We start from the raw sequence: 16,909 nt of genomic DNA on the forward strand, positions 1-16,909 counted from the left end.
GGGCCGGAGCCTTCACTGCCCCGACCGTCTTTGCCCCTGCCGGTCAGGCCGGCTGGGGTACCACGCTGGCCACGATCGAGCGGTCGAGCGCCTCATAGGCGTTCAGACCGATCGTCTCGTAGAGCTCGGCGCGGGTCTGCATCTCGGGGATCTGCCGGGCCGCAGAGCCCGAGCGCGCAAGCTCGGCGTAAAGCCGCTCCTGGGCCTTGTTGGCCACGCGCAGCGAGCTGACCGGCCAGATCACCATGTCATAGCCCAGCTCCTGGAACTCGGCCGCCGTCAACGAAGGCGTCCGGCCGAATTCGGTCATGTTGGCCAGAAGCTTTACCCCGGGCAGCCGGGCGCGGAGCTCGCGGAACATCTCGACCGAATTCAATGCCTCGGGGAAGATCGCCTCGGCCCCTGCCTCGACATAAAGCTTCGCGCGGACGACCGCTCCTTCGAGACCTTCGGAGGCCGCTGCATCGGTGCGCGCGATAATGAAAAGATCGCGCCGGGCGCGGGCGGCGGCGGCGATCTTGGCGGCCATGTCCTCGGGGCGGGCCAGCTTCTTGTCGTTCAGATGGCCGCATTTCTTGGGCAGAAGCTGGTCCTCGAGATGGACGGCCGCAGCACCCGCCTCCTCGAAGGTCCGGACCATGTGCATGACGTTCAGCGCCTCGCCATAGCCGGTATCGCCATCGACCAGCAGCGGCAGGCCCGAGGCACGCGCGATCTGGCGGATGAAGAAGGCCACTTCGTCGACGGTGATGATGCCGAGATCGGGCAGGCCCATCTGGGCGGTCATGGCCGCGCCCGACAGATAGATTCCCTCGAACCCGGCGGCCTTGGCCTGAAGCGCGGCCATGCCGTTATGGGCGCCCGGCAGGCGGTAGATCCCGGGCCGGGCCAGAGCCGCGCGGAACCGCGCGGGCGCCGGGAGGTCGGGCAGGTCGTTTGCAACGAGATAGGGCATTTACGCCTCCGTCTGATCGGTCAGCAGCCCGCCGCGCTGGTCGAGCGGCAGGAAGCGGCGGTTCTCGGGGCCGATGTAATTGGCCGAGGGGCGGATGATCTTTCCATCCGCGCGCTGTTCGATCACATGCGCGCCCCAGCCCGCCGTGCGCGCGATCACGAAGATCGGCGTGAACAGCTCGGTTGGCACGCCCAGCAGGTGATAGGACACCGCCGAGAACCAGTCGAGATTGGGGAACATGCCTTTGGCATCGGCCATCACCTCCTCGATCCGCTCGGCGATGTCGAACCTCCGGGTCGCGCCCTCATGCTCGGCCAGATGCCGGGCCACGCGTTTGATGACCACGTTGCGCGGGTCCGAAACCGTATAGACCGGATGGCCGAAGCCGGTGATGACCTCCTTCGCGGCGACACGGCGGCGGATGTCGTCCTCGGCCTGGTCGGGTGTGGCATAGCGCTTCTGGATCTCGAAGGCAGCCTCGTTGGCACCGCCATGCTTGGGCCCGCGCAGCGCGCCGATGGCCCCGGTGATCGCCGAATAGATGTCCGCCCCGGTGCCCGCAATGGAGCGTGCGGTGAAGGTCGAGGCGTTGAATTCATGCTCGGCATAAAGGATCAGGGTCGTGTGCATCGCGCGCACATGATCCTGGCCGGGCGGCGCACCATGCAGCAGGTGCAGGAAATGCCCCGCCACGGTCTCGTCCTCGGTCTCGACGTCGATTCGGCGGCCGTTCCGGGCGTAATGCATCCAGTAAAGCAGCATCGAGCCCTGGACCGCGATCAGCCGGTCGGCAATGTCGCGCGCCGCGGCCGGGTTCTGGTCATGGGGCTCGGGCAGCACGCATCCCAGTGCCGAGACGCCCGAGCGCAGCACATCCATCGGATGGGTCGCGGCCGGGATCGCCTCCAGCGTCTGGCGCAGCGCGGCGGGCAGACCGCGCAGGCGCCTGAGCCTGGCCTTGTAGGCGGTCAGCTCGGCCGTCGTGGGCAGATGCCCGTGGATCAGCAGATGCGCGATCTCCTCGAAATCGCAGGCCTCGGCGATGTCGAGGATGTCATAGCCGCGGTAATGCAGGTCGTTGCCGGTCTGACCCACACTGCAAAGCGCCGTGTTGCCCGCGACGATGCCCGAGAGGGCGACGGATTTCTTCGGTTTCCTGATGATGCCGGTCATGATCCGCTCCGCTCGAAAAGGCCCTTGGGGCAATGCGTGCCAAGTTTCTCCGGCAGGGCGGTGAAATTCAGGGCGTCCAGCCCGCCCTCGGGGAGCTCCGCGAGGCCCTCGGCCGCGTTGAGGAACCGGTCCTGTTCCTTTGCGTCGAGCATGCCCTCGGAAAGCGTCAGGAACTTCTTGACGTAATTGGGTCGCTCGAAGGGGCGGGCGCCCTGCGGGTGGGCATCGGCCAGTGCGATCTCGTCCTCGATCACCCGGCCATTTTTCAGCGTCACCACCACGCGACCGCCAAAGGCCTTTTCCTGCGGGTCGCGGCTGTGATAGCGGCGCGTCCAGTCCGGATCTTCCAGCGTCGAGATGCGGTGCCACAGATCGACCGTCGAGGGTCGCGCGGCGCGTTCCGGCGCATAGGATGCCTCGTGATGCCAGGCGCCGTCCTCAAGCGCCACGGCGAAGATATACATGATCGAGTGATCCAGCGTCTCGCGGCTGGCCGTGGGGTCCATCTTCTGCGGGTCGTTCGCGCCGGTGCCGATCACGTGATGGGTGTGGTGGCTGGTATGGATCACGATGCTCTCGATCTGGCGCAGATCGCCGATCTCGCCGCGCAGGCGGCGCGCAAGATCGATCAGCGCCTGGCTCTGGTACTCGGCCGAATGCTCCTTGGTATAGGTCTCGAGGATCGCGCGTTTCGGCTCGCCCCTGCCGGGCAGCGGCACCTGATAGACCGCATCGGGGCCCGACAGCATCCAGGCGATGAAGCCGTCCTCGCCTTCCCAGGCCGGGCTGGGCGCGCCTTCACCCCGCATCGCCCGGTCGACGGCCTCGATCGCCATCTTGCCCGCGAAGGCAGGGGCATAGGCCTTCCAGCTGGAAATCTCGCCCTTGCGCGACTGCCGCGTCGTGGTGGTGACATGCAGCGCCTGCTGGATCGCCTGGTAGATCACCTCTCTGGGCAGGTTCAGCGCGGTGCCGATCCCGGCCGCGGCCGAGACGCCCAGATGCGCGATATGGTCGATCTTGTGCTCGTGCAGGCAGATCGCCTTGACCAGATTGACCTGGATCTCATAGCCCGTCGCGATGCCGCGCAGCAGCGCCTTGCCCGACAGCCCGCAATGCTGGGCGACCGCGAGGATCGGCGGGATATTGTCGCCCGGGTGCGAATAATCCGCCGCGAGGAAGGTGTCGTGAAAGTCGAGCTCGCGCACCGCCACGCCATTGGCCCAGGCCGCCCATTCGGGCGAGACGCGGGTGTCCTGCGGCATCCCGAAGACCGTCGCCCCGCGCCTGTAGGGGTGGCACAGCGCCTGCGCCCGGGCCGAGGCCACGGGACGGCGCGCCACCGAGGCCGCCGCCACCGCCGCGTTGTCGATCACCCGGTTCACGATCATCCCGGCCGTATCGTCGGGAACCGAGACCGGATCGGCGGCGAGTTCCGCCAGTTTCCAGGCCAGCTGGTCCTCGCGGGCCAGTGCATCGGCCGATTTGTGCATGTGCAGCCGGTGCAGCTCGAGCTGCGGTGCTCCGTCCTTCATCGGGTCTTCTCCTCCGTGGGTATGGCTATCGGGGTCGGACGTCCGGTCTCGTCGACCGCGACCATCTCGAAACGGCCGGTCATCGCCAGATGGCGCGCCCCGGTCGTCAGTGTTTCTGCCTCGCCGGTCACCTCGACGCTCATCGAGCTTCGACCGATGCGGGTCACGATGGCGGTCAGTTCCAGCGCCTCGCCGGGCAGGACGGGGGTGCGGAACGCGATCCTCTCGGATCCCGCCATCACCACCATGCGGCGGGCGCGGCGGCTGGCCGCGAGGAAGGCGGCCTTGCTCATCATCGCAAGCCCCGCGCCCGCGAAGAGCGTGCCGTGGGGGTTGACCGTCTCGGGAAAGATCAGCGCGGTCACCCGGGTGGGGGCTGTCGATGTGCCTGTATTCTGCGGTGAGCACGGAACCATTATTCGCAACCTTTGCATTTCCCGGAGGTTTCATTTGGCTTAATCGGAGAGATTTACCCTGAAAAGTACTGAAAATGCGAAGACCTTCGAGGTTTTTCCTGAGATATGCGAAGGTTGCGAATTCCGGGACGTGGCTGGTGTGAGGGAGGCCTTGGCGGCATGCGGTGGCCGCTTTGCAAGACCTGCGGGCGGACCGAGGCGCCCCTGGTTAAGGGGAGGCTCAGGGGAGGCGGGCGTCTCGCCCGGCTATCCCTGCCAGATCGAGCGCCGCCGGCGCCTGTTGACGATGCAGGTGCTTTTACAGCTCGACGCGGCCTTCGGGCGCGATATCCGGGTCTGTTCCGAAGAGGGCGCGGCTTCCGGCCGAATGACGCGCGACCCTGCAGGGCGACGCGCTGCCGGGGCTTGCCGCGGGCGATCCTGCCGCGGTGGCTCGGCGAGCTTGCAGAGCGGCTGGACGGTTGCGGCTCTGTCGAACGCGTCCCGGGCGCCAGTCGGGGTCCGGTGGTGAAGGCGGAGAGGCACGGGTATGCGCCTCGGGTGGGCGAAGCGCATCTCGACGGGCTCCCGGGCTTTCCGCTATGCGCGTTCGGGCCGCGAGACCTTGCGCCCGATGCCCGGGAAGGGAAACAGACCGCGCCCGCTTGCGGCGAACTCCTGCCTTTGCGGACAGCAGGCGCGGTGGCGGCGGATCACTCGGTGTCCGGCGCGGTGTCCGGCCCGGCCTCCGGCTCGGGGGACGTCTGCGGTTCTGCCTGTTCCTGCCCGGAGTTCTGGCGGGCGATGATCTCGCGCAGGCGCCTGTCGGCCCGCGTCGGAAGCCCGGCGGGCAGATCCGTCTCGGCCGCTGGCCGGTCGCCAACCTGGATCAGCATCACCATGCCCATCGCGAAATGCGGCGAACACTTGATCCCGTAGATGCCGGGCTCTGTCAGGGTCGCCTCGATCTCTTCGTTGATCTGGCCCTTGAAGGGCTCTGCCCCGGCCGGGAGCATCTCGTCGATGGTTCCGGCATTATGGCCCGGCGCGGTGGCGAGAAACCGCACGGTATCGCCGGGCTCCATCACCAGATAATCCGGCTCGTAGACCATCGGGCCCGAGGCGTTGCGGTTCAGCATCTTCACCTCGACCGTCTTTGCCGCCGCGAAGGGGGCGGAGAGGATCATGGCGGGCAACAGCACAGAGAGAGCAAGTCTTCGCATCATTTGCGTCTTTCATCAAACAGGCTTGAAACGGAGAACCCGGGCACCGTCCGCCGGATCCGTCAACAGATGGGCCTCGACCCCGAACACCTCGCGCAGCAGCGCCGGGACAAGGATCTCGCCGGGCGGGCCGAGCGCGATCAGCCGCCCGCCCTGCAAAACGGCCAGCCGGTCGAAGGCCATCGCCTCGTTGAGGTCGTGCAGCGCGGCGATGGTCGTCACCGGCAGCCGCTCCACGAGGGCCATGATCGACAGCCGCGACCCGATATCGAGATGGTTGGTCGGTTCGTCGAGGATCAGCAGCCCGGGCCGCTGCGCCAGCGCGCGGGCGATATGGACCCGCTGCCGCTCGCCGCCCGAAAGCGTATGCCAGTGGCGGGCGGCGAAATCCTGCATGCCGACGGCGATCAGCGCCGCCTCGACCGCGGCCTCGTCCTCGTCCGAGAACGGATGCAGGGCCGAGAGCCAGGGCGTGCGCCCCAGCTCGACCGCGTCGCGGACGGTGATCCGCTCGGTCGTTTCGGCCTGCTGTTCCACCAGCGCCACCCGCTGCGCGACCTCGCGGCGGGGAAGGCGGCTCATGGGGCGCCCCTCCAGCCGCACCTCGCCTTCGCTTGGTGCCCGGATACCGGCCAGCATCCGCAGCAGGCTCGACTTTCCCGACCCGTTCGGGCCGATCAGCCCGAACCTTTCGCCGCGCATGACCGACAGCGTGATGTCAGAGACGATGGCGCGCCCCTGTACCCGCCAGCCAAGGCCTTCCCCGCTCAGGATCATTTCCGGGCCCTCCCCCGGATCAGGATCGCCGCGAAGGCGGGCGCGCCGATCAGCGCGGTGATCACGCCGATGGGCAGCACCTGTCCCGGGATCAGGATGCGCGAGACGATATCCGCCGCGATCAGGAACACCGCGCCCGCCAGCGCCGAGGCCGGCACCAGCAGCCGGTGCCGCCCGCCCACCAGGAACCGCATCGCATGGGGGATCACCAGCCCGACAAAGCCGATGGCGCCAACCAGCGACACGATCAGCGCGGTGACCAGAGCCGCCGTCCCGATCAGCACCGCCTGCACCCGGCGCACGTTGATGCCGAGCGAGGCCGCACTGTCAGCCCCGAAGGTGAAGGCGTCGAGGCTGCGCACATGCCAGAGGCAGACCCCAAGCCCCAAGGCCGCGGCAGGCACGGCAATCAGGCTGTCCTGCCAGCGCGCCCCCGAGAGATTTCCCAGAAGCCAGAACATGATGCCGCGGGCCTGTTCGGCATTGGCGGATTTCGCGATCAGGAAGGCGGTCATCGCGTTGAAGAGCTGTGCCCCCGCAATCCCGGCCAGTACGATCACGCCCGCGGCCTGCAGCCCGGTGCCGCCGCCTGCCGCGCGCGCCAGGGTCGCGACCATGACGAAGGCCAGAAGCGCCCCGGCGAAGGCGCCTGTCGACAGCGAGAGCGCGCCCGCGCCGAGCCCGGCGACGGTGACCGCAACCGCGCCGGTCGAGGCCCCGGCGGAGATCCCCAGCAGATAGGGATCGGCCAGCGCATTCCTCAGCAGGGCCTGCAGCACGACGCCCGACAGGGCGAGCCCCGTCCCGCAGGCGGCCGCCACCACCGCGCGGGCGAGGCGGTAGTTCCAGACGATGCCCTCGTCGATCCGCGCAACCGGGTAGAGGGTGCCGAACAGCTTGTTGCCCAGCACCTGGAACACGGTCGCGGCGGGTATGCGGGTCTCGCCGATCGCGGTTCCGGCGATCAGCGCGGCCAGCAGCACCGGGGGGGCGATCCACCCCCAGTGCCAGCGGGCCCGACGGGCGCCGGACCTCATTTGCTCAGATCGAATCCGGCCAGCGCCGTGGACAGCTCCTCCAGCCCGTAGATCGCCCGCACCGTTGCATCCATCGCCTGGGCGTCCATCACCACGATCCGGTTTTCCCGGACCGCCGTCATTTCCTTCGCAACCGGATCGGTGCGGAGAAACTCAAGCTTCTTCTCGACATCGTCGGCGGGAAAGCGGCGGCGCGTCATCTCGGCCAGCACGATCACCGTCGGGTCGGCCCTGGCGATGCTCTCCCATCCCACGGTCGGCCATTCCTCGTCGGAGGCCACGACATTCTCGATCCCGAGCTCCTGCATCATGTAGCCCGGCGCGCCCTTCCGCCCGGCCACATAGGGGTCGATGTCCATCTCGGCGGACGAGTACCAGAACACCGCCGAGGCCGTTTCGGGCAGATCCAGCGCCCGGGCCTGTGCGATGGCTGCGGCCTCGCGTGCCTTCAGCTCGTCGATCAGTTCCGCGCCCCGCTCCCCGACATCGTGGATCCGCGCCAGTTCCTCGATCGACCGGTAGATCGAGTCGGTCGAGAACATCTCGGTCCGGGTGCCGTCCGACCCGCGGCTGTTATCCTTGCCGGCGCAGTCGCTGGGCAGAACGTAGGTCGGCACGCCGACATCATGGAACATCTCGCGGGTGGCGACGATGCCCTGGGCGCCGATATGCCATTCGTATTGTACGGTCACCAGATCGGGCCGCGCGGCCACCACGCTCTCAAAGCTGGGATCGTTGTCGGCCAGCCGCGCGATCCCGGCATTCAGCTCGGCGAATTGCGGCAGGACATCGGTGAACCAGACCGAGGTGCCCTTCACCCGCTCTGCGAGACCCAGCAGGTAAAGGATCTCGGTCGTGCCCTGGCCGACGGTGACGGTGCGCGCGGGGGCGGCGTCGAAGGTCAGGGTCTGGCCGCAATTCTCCAGCGTGAGGGGATAGTCGGTGGCCTGGGCCATGCCCGCGCAGACCATAAGGGCCGCCGAAAGGAAGGCAGTCTTGGTGTTCATGGAAACTCTCCGGAAATTGGCTTCCGGGCCCCGGGGTTTGCGGGCTGGGCGGATGTCAGTTCTTTGGCTGGCGCAAGACGCGCCTGGCTGAGCACGGCCGAAAGATCCGGGCATGAACATCCCTTTCCCCGGGCAACCCCGCCCGGTTGATGGTGGTTTCATGCCGGCAGGTCTCCTGACTGACGGGTCGTCCGCCGGTCCGGCCTTCCCAGGCAGATGCCCAGTGGCGTTGTCGGACCGCCGCTCGCCGCCTACAGTTGCGGGGGCAGTTTCGGTTCGCGGGACATCTGGCCCGCGGCGAATTCCCTTTTCATTCCCAAACGGGAAACCGGCGACCGAGCACAGAGCATGAAACCCCTATCGGGTCAACTGCCTGCCGGTCGCAGGCGTCATTCCGGAAAACCTTACCTCGAGAGCTCGCGGCCTGTCCGTTCTGTCGGGGCGTCACTGTCCTGAAACGACGAAAGCCCTTCCTTTGGCGGTCCCGCCGCCTGATGCGCTCGGGGCGAGCGGCGCCGGGCTGGAGCGGCCCCGCGCGGGTGCGACCGGAGCCCGGATCCGCCTCGCCGGACCGCTCCACGGCTTTTTCCGTGGCTTTATTGCCGCATCCGCGGCGCGGTCGAAGACCTGCCTCATCGGCTTTGCCCGCAACCGCTATTCCGGCGCGGTCTGTTGCGCTCGGGGCGAGCCGGGCAGGGGCGTCCGGATGCCGGAAGGACAGGCGCCGCCCTTCAAAGCTCGCGGGGACTATTGCCGCCGTGCCGGGCGGGCGACGAAGGCGCCTGTCAGGATCAATGGCCCTGCCAGCAGGAAGGCCAGGCCCGGCAGTTCGGCGAAAAAGGCAAAACCCAGCGCCACGGCCCACAGAACCGAAAGATATTCGAAGGGGGCCAGTGCCGAGGCATCGGCATGGCTGAAGGACAGCGTCATCAGGATATGGGCGATACCGCCCGCCAGCCCGGTTCCGATCAACAGCAGGAGTGTTGCCGGACCGGGCCAGACCCAGCCCCAGGGCAGTGTCGCAAGGCCGATCAGGGCCGAGACCACGGCGAACCAGAAGGCGATGGCTCCGGCGCCTTCGCCCAGCAGTGTCAGTCGGCGCACCTGGATCAGCGCACCGGCCGTCAGAGCCGCGGTCAAAAGCCCCAGGGCCACGCCCAGGGCGCCGCTGTCGGGCAAGGCCCCGGCAAAGGCGGGCAGGCAGAAGGCCGCCGCTCCGGCAAGGCCGAGCACGACACCGCCGATCCGGCCTGCGCTCGGCCTCTCTCCGAGCAGAGCCCAGCCCAGCAGGGCCAGCATCACCGGCGCGAGATAGGACAGCATCGTCGCCTCGGCCAGCGGCAGGAGCCGGATCGTCGCAAAGGAGGTGAACATCGCGACCGCGCCCATCAGGCAGCGACCGATATGTCCCATGGGACGGGACGTCGCCAGCCCGCGGGGCCACTCTCCGCGCCACCACAGGAAGGCGATCAAGGGCAGCAGGGCCACGGCCGAGCGGAAGAACACCACCTGTCCCAGCGGGACGGCGTCGCCAAGCGCCTTCACGCAGACGCCCATCATGGCAAATGCGAGGGTCGAGAGCACCCGCAAGGTGATGCCCAGCCGCTCGTTCCGGCCGGCAGGACGGGGTGCGGCGAAGACCGACCGGTCCGTCATTCTGCCATCATCCGGACCAGGGTCCGGGCCGCGCGCCATACGGACCGTCTCATTCCGCGCTGAACCGGATATGCGGCCGACGCGCATCCTGATAGGTGCAGACATGCGCCGTGACCCTGAACACGTCGCGCAGGACGTCCTGGGTCAGGACAACATCCGGTGTGCCGCAGGCGCGCATGACCCCTCCTTCGATAACCGCAATCCGGTCGCAGAACATGGCCGCGAGGTTCAGGTCATGCAGGGCGATGACGCTGGTCAGATCGAGGTCGCGGACCATGGCCAATATTTCGATCTGGTGGTGAATGTCGAGGTGGTTCGTCGGCTCGTCGAGGAACATCACCTGCGGTGTCTGCGCCAGCGCCCGCGCGATATGCACCCGCTGGCGCTCGCCTCCCGAAAGGGTCTGCCAGGCCTGTTTCCTATGCGATGCCATTTCCACGCGTTCCAGCGCCTGTGTCACCGCGGCCTCGTCGGTCTCGGACCAGCCCGCCAGAGCCGAGCGATGCGGGGTCCGCCCGAGCCGCACGACATCGCTCACCGTGACATTGGTGTCGGTGGCAGCACTTTGCTGAACAAAGGCCAGCTGTCGCGACAATGCCCTGCGGGAGACATGGGCGATGTCCTGCCCGTTGATCCGGACCCGGCCCCGCAGCGGGCGCCGCAGCCCCGCCAGCAGCCGCAACAGGGAGGATTTGCCCGATCCGTTGGGGCCGATCAGGCCCAGCGTCTCGCCCGGGGCGACCCTCAGCGAAACGTCCGAGACGATGGTCTTGCGCTTCACGCCCCAGGTCAGGTTCTCGGCCAGAATGCTCATACCTGCGGCCTCGCGCGGTAAAGAATGATCGCGAAGAACGGCACGCCGACCAGCGCCGTCACGACCCCGATGGGCACGGTCTGCTGTGTCGCGATCATGCGCGAGGCGATGTCGGCGATCACCATGAAGACCGCCCCCACCACCGCGCAGGCCGGCAGCAGCCGCATATGCAAGGGCCCGACAACATATCGGGCCGCATGCGGCACGACCAGACCGACGAAGCCGATGGCGCCGACCATGCTGACAATCGTCGCGGTCAGAAGCGCGGTCACGCCGAACAGCGCCAGTCGGATACGGGCAACCGGCACGCCAAGGGCCGCGGCATCCTCGTCGCCGAAGGTGAAGGCGTCGAGCGAGCGTGCCATCCAGATGCAGATGGCGAGGCTGACGATGACCACGACCAGCAAAAGCTGGAAATCCGGCCAGCGCACGCCGCCGAAGCTGCCCAGAAGCCAGAACATCACATCCCGCGCCTGCTGGGCATTGCCGGAGGTCGTGACGATATAGGAGGTCAGCGCATTGAAAAGCTGCGAGGCCGCGACCCCTGCCAGGATCGTGTGGTTCGGCCCGCTGGTCGCGCCGTTGGACAGAAGCGCCACGAGGGCGAAGGCTGCGAAAGCCCCCGCGAAGGCGCCCAGCGACAGCGACAGGCTGCCCGCGCCAATGCCCAGGACGATCACGCAGACCGCCCCGGTCGAGGCCCCCGCCGACACGCCCAGCACGAAGGGTTCGGCCAGTGCGTTGCGCAGCAGCGCCTGCAGGATCGCCCCGCAGATCGCCAGCCCCGCCCCGGACAGGGCCGCCACCAGCGCGCGGCTCAGGCGCAGGTTCCAGACGACACTCTGCTCGATCGGCGGGATCTCGGCACCGGTCAGGCCGAGCTCGTTGGTGACCGACAGGAAGACCGTCCGCAGGGGGATATTGTAATCGCCAAGCGCGGTTGCGGCGGCGATGGCGAAGACCAGGGCGATGAGCGACAGGCCGAGAAAGACCGAGAGGCGCGCGGCCCCGTCTTTTGAAACGTCGGTGGACATCACGGCAGATCGAGCGCCTTCAACTGTTCGGCCACCTGCTCGGCCCCGTAAAGGGTCCGGATGCCGGGGTTCATCGCCGCGCCGCTCATGACCACGATCCGGCCGCTTCGAACGGCCTCCATCCGGCTGACGGTAGGGTCGGATGTCAGGAATTCGATTTTGCTTTCGGCTGTGTCCAGATCCCAGCGATCGCGATCGACCTGGGCCACAACGAACACGGTCGGATCCGCCGCGATGATGCCTTCCCAGCCGAGCACGGGCCATTCCGCCTCTGTCCGGATGGCGTTGGACCCGCCGAGGATATCCGCGATATAGCCCGAGGGTCCGTTGCCGCCGCCGAGATAGGCATCATCGGCGGGCGACGGGCTGGAGAACCAGAACAGGAAGGTCAGATCCTCGTTCCCGGCGAATTCCGCGCGCAGGGCCGCCTCGCGCATCTTGAAATCCTCGATCACGGCCTGTCCGCGTTCAGGCACATCGAAGATCCGGGACAGGTCCCCGATCTCCTTGTACAGCAGCTCCATGTTCCAGAGTTCGTCGCGCGAGCCGTAGGCATCGCCGACATCGAGCGTCGTCGAACAGGCGCTCGGCGACAGGTAGGTCGGAATGCCAAGCTCGTCGAAATCCGAGCGGTTGGCGACCTTGCTGTCAGGGCCAAGCAGCGTCGTCAGCATGGCGGCAACGAAATCGGGCTGCTTGGACAGAACGGATTCTAGGGTCGGGAATTCGACGGTCAGCACCTCGACCCCGTCATTGGCCTCTGCCAGTTCGGGCAACACGGAATTCGGCCAGAAGGCGGTGGCGGCCATCCGGTCTTCCAGCCCCAGAAGCAGCATGATCTCTGCGCTGTTCTGGCCCAGAGCCACCGCGTTTTGCGGTGCCTGGCTGAAGGTGACGCTCTGGCCGCAATTCTCGATGGTCAGGGGGTAGTCGGTTGCGGCCTGTACCGCCATGCCAGAGCCCGCCAGTACAGCGCTTACAAGCGCAAGGATCGCTTTTCTTGACATCGGGGGGGGCCTCCATCAGCGGGCAAACTCGTCAAGAAGCCGGTAAATCCATCCGGGTTGCGATTACAAGAGCGATTTTGTCGGGTTTTCCCGCGCGGGGTACTGTCTCTGCCCCTGCCGCCGGGCGCGGACCGTCATGTTTCACTGCGCTTGGTTCAAGGGCTAAGACAGCGAGGTCGGGGCGTGAGTTCAGCGTCGTTGGCTTGCCTTGGGGGCTTGATGCAGAGGTCCTGCGCTTGTGAGGGGGCGGGGTTACAAGGCGCTTTTGCCCGACAGCCAGCCCGAGAAGAGGCGCATCCCCGGGGTTGCAGGTCGGTCCGACGGCCAGGCCAGGTAGTAGCGCCCGGCCGAGAGCGTGACACCGAAGGGCTGTGCCAGCCGGCCCTGCGCGATGTAGCTTTCGAACATCGTGACCGGCAGCAGCGCCGCGCCGGCCCCCGATGCGGCCAGTTCGGCAAGCGCGACCGAGCTGTCGAACACGGGGCCGGTGATCGGCGGGCAGGCTGTGCCCGCGGCCTCGAACCAGCCCGGCCATTCCGCACTGCGGTAGCTGCGCAGCAGCGTCATCTGGCCGAGATCTGCCGGATGCAGCAGATGTGCGGCCATTGCCGGAGCGCAGAGCGGTGTCAGCGGGGCCTCGATCAGCGGGATTGCGTCATGTCCAGTCCAGCCACCGGTGCCGAAGCGGATCGCCATGTCGAGACCTTCGCGCAGGATCTCGACGCGATTGTTGTTGGTCGAGATCCGCAGATCGATCTCGGGATGTGCCTGCGCAAAGGCCGCCAGCCGCGGCATCAGCCAGCCGAGCGCGAAGGTCGTGTTCACGCCGATTTTCAGCACCTCGATATCGCGCCGCCCGCCAATTCTCTCCAGCACCCGCGCCATCGCATCGAACCCGTGTTCGAGCACCGGGAACAGCAGACGTCCCTCGTCGGTCGGGACCAGCCCCTGCGAGGTGCGCAGGAACAGCACGACGCCGAGCAGATCCTCGAGCCGCGCGATCTGGTGGCTGACCGCGGCCTGGGTCACGCGCAACTCGATCGCGGCTTTGGTGAAGCTGCCCTGCCGCATCGCGACCTCGAAGACCCGCAGGGCATTGAGCGGCAGGTCAGGGCGGTCCATGGCATTACCTGTTCTAATGGCCGGTTATAAGATTTGTCGTTTGAAGCAGAAGTTCAAGCCGAAATATTAGGTTCGTCATGACATCACATGATGTCTTTCCCCGAGCGCCTCAGGCGCGAAGCTCAAAAAGGACGATCCCATGCGCTTTACCGCATCCGTCCTGTCGCGTGTCGCGGCAGGGCTCACTCTCGGCCTGTCTCTGGCCTCCGCATCCCTTGCGCAAACCTCTCTGGAAACGCTCGCGGATACCGTCGAACGGGTGGAAAGCCGACTTGGCGCCCGCGTCGGCGTTTCGCTGGTGGATACCGGTTCGGGGCTGTCCTGGACGCATCGTGAGAACGAGCGCTTCCTGATGAACAGCACGATGAAGGTTCCGCTTTGCGGGGCCGTGCTGGCCCGTCGCGACGCCGGAGAGCTGTCGCTGCAAACCGAACTGCCGGTCCGGAAATCGGACCTTCTGGACTATGCGCCGGTCGCGAAGAAACGGGCTGGTGGCGAAATGACCATCGCCGAGCTTTGCCTCGCCGCGATCGACATGAGCGACAATACGGCCGCAAACCTGCTGATCGAGCATCTGGGCGGTCCGCAGGCCGTGACCCGGTTCTTCCGCAGCGCCGGGGACAGGATCAGCCGGCTGGACCGCACCGAACCCGCGCTGAATACCTTCAACGCCGCCGATCTGCGCGACACCACGACCCCGGCGGCCATGACGGAAACCCTGCGCGGGCTGCTGCTGGGGGATGTCCTGTCCCGGTCTTCGCGCACTCAGCTGGCGGCGTGGATGAGCCAGGGCGGGGTGACCGGCAATCTGTTGCGCGCCGAGGCGCCGGAGGGCTGGGTGATCCTCGACAAATCCGGCAGCGGCACCCATACGCGCAACCTCGTTGCGCTGGTCACACCGGTCGACGCCTCCCCCTGGATCGTCACCATCTTCGTCTCGGATGTCGATGCCGATGCCCAGACACGTAACCGTGCCCTGCAAGATATCGGCCGCGCCGTGATGGCGGTCATGCGCGATTGAAACGCTTCTGCCCGGGGCTCTGTCATCGCGCCGGGCAGGATGCCGTCAGCGTCCATGTGGCGCTATGCGGCCTGTGCCATCGAGAAAGGCCTCTTCCCAAGATCGCCCGTGAGGTGCCGGGCCGCGTCGCGCGTTTTCGGCGCCATCGGCGGTTCTGCCGCTGATGGCCGCCAACGACCTTCTCCGGGGACCTGCTTTGGCGGGACCGGGGCGGTCGGGCTGTCGTCGTTTCGGCCTGGGACGGCCGCGTCTTGAGGGCACAATGGGAGGGATCCATCGCCGCTGGACCTTGCGCCGCGCCTGTCGGGGCGCCGCAGCATGCTTGCGGGCCTGCGATCGGCCGTAGCCCGGGAACGCGATGCCATTCGCTTGTCTCCCCGAGCCACTGGCGGTCAGTGCCTCATTGCCCATCGTGAGAGGGGCCGGTGGGGAAGGGGCAAGATGCAGCAAGCCGGCCGCATTCCAGCAGTCTGCATTGGCGGCAATTCGCCGAAGCCCCTGGCCCACGGACAAAACGGATCGCCGCAGCCAAGCACAGCGCAGGGCGCTGCCATCATGCGACGCGCGCCAGGATGTCTGCTTGCCCGAACGGATCGACTTTGACCCGCGCCTGCGCCGCGAAGCGAGATAACAGGACCGGACTGCGATGACGGGTGGGGGCTGGTTTGCCTGTGTCTTTCGTCTGACCGCGTGGTGCCACGATGGGACCCCCCGACGGTCAGAGATCTGGCGCAACGACCTTGAAAGGCCTGAAGTCCTCGATGCGGCAACGACCCTCATGCGCTGTCTTCTCCAGGCCGGGCTTCACGGGGAAGGGGGCCTTCTGATCATGCGCGACTGGGGGCAAGGACCGATCGGGAAAGACCTCGGCGCCACGTTCTGGGTGGGGGCTGATATTGAACGTGACGCCGAGGGAAGCCAATTGCAGCTACGATTGCAGTGTCTCATCGGAGTTGGGCCTGCAGGGGGAGGTTTGGCGGTTTTTTTGCGGCCTGTGCTGCGGTCTAGCCTTCTTCTTTCAACGGCACGGAGAAGGTCAGCCGGTTCTGCTGGCCGTTGCGGCTGTAGTCGAGGTCGCGTGCGAAGGCGCGGATCAGGAACCAGCCGAACCCTCCTTCCGGGGCGGTCTCGGCCTGAATATCCGCGCCTGTCCTCTCTGCCTCGGGCAGGCTGCCATCGGGCATCGGGCGACCGTAATCGCGCACATCGACCCGGAGCCAGACCCCATCGCGGACAAGGCGGAGCTCGATCGGGCCGCGGCGATCCTTGGAATAGGCATGTTCGACGATGTTGTTCAGCACCTCGGCCAGCACGGTCTCGGCCATGCCGAGCGAGCCGTCAAAGGGCATCGACGGGCCGAAGCGTGCCCGCATTTCCAGCAGGGCGGCCCGTACGCCAAGCGGGGTGGCCTCGACCATGAGCGGAGGCTGGCTTTCGGCGGTCCGACGGGACGAAGCGTTCCTTGCCGCCCGGGGCGCCTCGCCATGGGGCGCGCGCGACAGGGTCATGCGATGCCTTGCCTTTCGGGGAAGGCGGTATCCGGGTCGTCATGGATTGTGAAGACACGGTCCATGCGGGTCAGGCGGAAGACCTTGTCGACATTCGGCGTGAGGTTGCACAGCTCGAGCTTGCCCTCCGGTCCGATCAGTTTCATCACCGAGACCACGGCCCCAAGGCCGCTGCTGTCCAGGAAATCGACGCGGCCGAGATCCAGGACGACCCGGGCAGGACCATCGGCCGCCTGTTCGCGCACGGCTTCCTTGAACCGGATGGCGACCGCTGAATCGATCCTCTCCTCGTCGACGACAATGTGAAGAGCGTCGCCGCGCAGTTGGGAGTGCAGTTTCATGCCGTCCTGTCTCCTGCTGACATGTCGGCGAGGCTAGACGCCATTTCTTACCGTCCGGTAATCGTAGATGGGGAAAATGACCGGAGAATGGCATGGAAGAGGTGGTTCTCTGCGGTGCCGCCGCCGCGCCCGGCGGTGCGGGAACCGGGAAGGGACGAGATCCCGCTGCCTGGCCCTTGGGGCAGGGGCGGGGCAGGGGCGGGCGCCGGCACGGATCGGCCAGAGGGGCCGGGAGCCCAGGCTCGATGCTGCCCGGCTGCGGCGCCATGCCCGGTCGGGCCTTGGCCCTTTCGCAAGAGCGCCC

16 protein-coding genes and 1 riboswitch are annotated in these 16,909 nt (G+C 67.1%); of the genes, 1 reads left to right on the forward strand and 15 read right to left on the reverse strand.

All coding sequences use genetic code 11. The features are described from left to right. Positions 1 to 43: 43 nt before the first annotated feature. The 13 genes from prpB to B5V46_RS03155 form a co-directional block, all read right to left on the reverse strand. Positions 44 to 955 carry a methylisocitrate lyase gene (prpB, locus tag B5V46_RS03095; protein WP_080615226.1) on the reverse strand — a complete coding sequence of 304 codons (912 nt, stop codon included), beginning with the start codon at positions 953 to 955 and terminating at the stop codon, positions 44 to 46. Next, entirely contained in the window at positions 956 to 2,128 is a 1,173-nt protein-coding gene (gene prpC, locus B5V46_RS03100) for a 2-methylcitrate synthase (RefSeq protein ID WP_080615227.1), read from the reverse strand. It abuts the gene before it with no gap. After that, positions 2,125 to 3,663, reverse strand: a complete 1,539-nt coding sequence (locus tag B5V46_RS03105; protein ID WP_080615228.1) for an MmgE/PrpD family protein — start codon at positions 3,661 to 3,663, stop codon at positions 2,125 to 2,127. Before B5V46_RS03105 ends, prpC begins: the two co-directional genes overlap by 4 nt. Beyond that, a complete protein-coding gene (locus tag B5V46_RS03110; protein ID WP_231119208.1) occupies positions 3,660 to 4,028 on the reverse strand; it encodes an acyl-CoA thioesterase in 369 nt (122 codons plus the stop codon). Before B5V46_RS03110 ends, B5V46_RS03105 begins: the two co-directional genes overlap by 4 nt. A gap of 743 nt (positions 4,029 to 4,771) precedes the next feature. Then, positions 4,772 to 5,245: a pseudoazurin gene (locus B5V46_RS03115; RefSeq protein WP_231119209.1), complete on the reverse strand. Its 474-nt coding sequence runs from the start codon at positions 5,243 to 5,245 to the stop codon at positions 4,772 to 4,774. A gap of 51 nt (positions 5,246 to 5,296) precedes the next feature. Next, positions 5,297 to 6,058, reverse strand: a complete 762-nt coding sequence (locus tag B5V46_RS03120) for an ABC transporter ATP-binding protein (protein WP_080615231.1) — start codon at positions 6,056 to 6,058, stop codon at positions 5,297 to 5,299. After that, a complete protein-coding gene (locus B5V46_RS03125; protein ID WP_080615232.1) occupies positions 6,055 to 7,095 on the reverse strand; it encodes an iron ABC transporter permease in 1,041 nt (346 codons plus the stop codon). The genes B5V46_RS03120 and B5V46_RS03125 overlap by 4 nt, the downstream gene beginning before the upstream one ends. Then, on the reverse strand, positions 7,092 to 8,102 hold the full coding sequence (locus tag B5V46_RS03130; protein WP_080615233.1) for an ABC transporter substrate-binding protein: 1,011 nt from the start codon (positions 8,100 to 8,102) through the stop codon (positions 7,092 to 7,094). Before B5V46_RS03130 ends, B5V46_RS03125 begins: the two co-directional genes overlap by 4 nt. A 147-nt stretch (positions 8,103 to 8,249) precedes the next feature. After that, positions 8,250 to 8,450: riboswitch (cobalamin riboswitch) on the reverse strand. A gap of 399 nt (positions 8,451 to 8,849) precedes the next feature. Then, on the reverse strand, positions 8,850 to 9,758 hold the full coding sequence (locus B5V46_RS03135; protein WP_080615234.1) for a DMT family transporter: 909 nt from the start codon (positions 9,756 to 9,758) through the stop codon (positions 8,850 to 8,852). A gap of 49 nt (positions 9,759 to 9,807) precedes the next feature. After that, positions 9,808 to 10,572, reverse strand: a complete 765-nt coding sequence (locus B5V46_RS03140; RefSeq protein ID WP_080615235.1) for an ABC transporter ATP-binding protein — start codon at positions 10,570 to 10,572, stop codon at positions 9,808 to 9,810. Further along, the gene (locus tag B5V46_RS03145) at positions 10,569 to 11,606 is read right to left on the reverse strand and encodes an iron ABC transporter permease (protein ID WP_080615236.1); all 1,038 of its coding nucleotides are present in this window, start codon (positions 11,604 to 11,606) and stop codon (positions 10,569 to 10,571) included. The genes B5V46_RS03140 and B5V46_RS03145 overlap by 4 nt, the downstream gene beginning before the upstream one ends. Next, entirely contained in the window at positions 11,606 to 12,613 is a 1,008-nt protein-coding gene (locus tag B5V46_RS03150; protein ID WP_080615237.1) for an ABC transporter substrate-binding protein, read from the reverse strand. Before B5V46_RS03150 ends, B5V46_RS03145 begins: the two co-directional genes overlap by 1 nt. Positions 12,614 to 12,865: 252 nt before the next feature. After that, entirely contained in the window at positions 12,866 to 13,735 is an 870-nt protein-coding gene (locus tag B5V46_RS03155; protein WP_080615238.1) for a LysR family transcriptional regulator, read from the reverse strand. A gap of 139 nt (positions 13,736 to 13,874) precedes the next feature. On the opposite strand from B5V46_RS03155, the gene bla reads away from it, so the two are divergent. Beyond that, positions 13,875 to 14,756, forward strand: a complete 882-nt coding sequence (gene bla, locus B5V46_RS03160) for a class A beta-lactamase (protein WP_080615239.1) — start codon at positions 13,875 to 13,877, stop codon at positions 14,754 to 14,756. Positions 14,757 to 15,760: 1,004 nt separating this feature from the next. Here the strand turns inward: bla and B5V46_RS03165 are convergent. Next, positions 15,761 to 16,264, reverse strand: coding sequence for an ATP-binding protein (locus B5V46_RS03165; protein WP_080615240.1), 504 nt, complete (start codon positions 16,262 to 16,264; stop codon positions 15,761 to 15,763). After that, positions 16,261 to 16,605, reverse strand: coding sequence for an STAS domain-containing protein (locus B5V46_RS03170; RefSeq protein ID WP_080615241.1), 345 nt, complete (start codon positions 16,603 to 16,605; stop codon positions 16,261 to 16,263). Before B5V46_RS03170 ends, B5V46_RS03165 begins: the two co-directional genes overlap by 4 nt. Between the last annotated feature and the right edge of the window lie 304 nt (positions 16,606 to 16,909).

This window comes from Rhodovulum sp. MB263 (assembly GCF_002073975.1).
Classification (GTDB): domain Bacteria; phylum Pseudomonadota; class Alphaproteobacteria; order Rhodobacterales; family Rhodobacteraceae; genus Rhodovulum.

What these genes read in the sequence shown, in the direction of transcription:
- prpB (WP_080615226.1), bottom strand. Translation starts at nt 955, where the DNA reads ATGCCCTATCTCGTTGCAAACGACCTGCCCGACCTCCCGGCGCCCGCG.
- prpC (WP_080615227.1), bottom strand. Translation starts at nt 2,128, where the DNA reads ATGACCGGCATCATCAGGAAACCGAAGAAATCCGTCGCCCTCTCGGGC.
- B5V46_RS03105 (WP_080615228.1), bottom strand. Translation starts at nt 3,663, where the DNA reads ATGAAGGACGGAGCACCGCAGCTCGAGCTGCACCGGCTGCACATGCAC.
- B5V46_RS03115 (WP_231119209.1), bottom strand. Translation starts at nt 5,245, where the DNA reads ATGATCCTCTCCGCCCCCTTCGCGGCGGCAAAGACGGTCGAGGTGAAG.
- B5V46_RS03120 (WP_080615231.1), bottom strand. Translation starts at nt 6,058, where the DNA reads ATGATCCTGAGCGGGGAAGGCCTTGGCTGGCGGGTACAGGGGCGCGCC.
- B5V46_RS03125 (WP_080615232.1), bottom strand. Translation starts at nt 7,095, where the DNA reads ATGAGGTCCGGCGCCCGTCGGGCCCGCTGGCACTGGGGGTGGATCGCC.
- B5V46_RS03130 (WP_080615233.1), bottom strand. Translation starts at nt 8,102, where the DNA reads ATGAACACCAAGACTGCCTTCCTTTCGGCGGCCCTTATGGTCTGCGCG.
- B5V46_RS03135 (WP_080615234.1), bottom strand. Translation starts at nt 9,758, where the DNA reads ATGACGGACCGGTCGGTCTTCGCCGCACCCCGTCCTGCCGGCCGGAAC.
- B5V46_RS03140 (WP_080615235.1), bottom strand. Translation starts at nt 10,572, where the DNA reads ATGAGCATTCTGGCCGAGAACCTGACCTGGGGCGTGAAGCGCAAGACC.
- B5V46_RS03145 (WP_080615236.1), bottom strand. Translation starts at nt 11,606, where the DNA reads ATGTCCACCGACGTTTCAAAAGACGGGGCCGCGCGCCTCTCGGTCTTT.
- B5V46_RS03150 (WP_080615237.1), bottom strand. Translation starts at nt 12,613, where the DNA reads ATGTCAAGAAAAGCGATCCTTGCGCTTGTAAGCGCTGTACTGGCGGGC.
- B5V46_RS03155 (WP_080615238.1), bottom strand. Translation starts at nt 13,735, where the DNA reads ATGGACCGCCCTGACCTGCCGCTCAATGCCCTGCGGGTCTTCGAGGTC.
- bla (WP_080615239.1), top strand. Translation starts at nt 13,875, where the DNA reads ATGCGCTTTACCGCATCCGTCCTGTCGCGTGTCGCGGCAGGGCTCACT.
- B5V46_RS03165 (WP_080615240.1), bottom strand. Translation starts at nt 16,264, where the DNA reads ATGACCCTGTCGCGCGCGCCCCATGGCGAGGCGCCCCGGGCGGCAAGG.
- B5V46_RS03170 (WP_080615241.1), bottom strand. Translation starts at nt 16,605, where the DNA reads ATGAAACTGCACTCCCAACTGCGCGGCGACGCTCTTCACATTGTCGTC.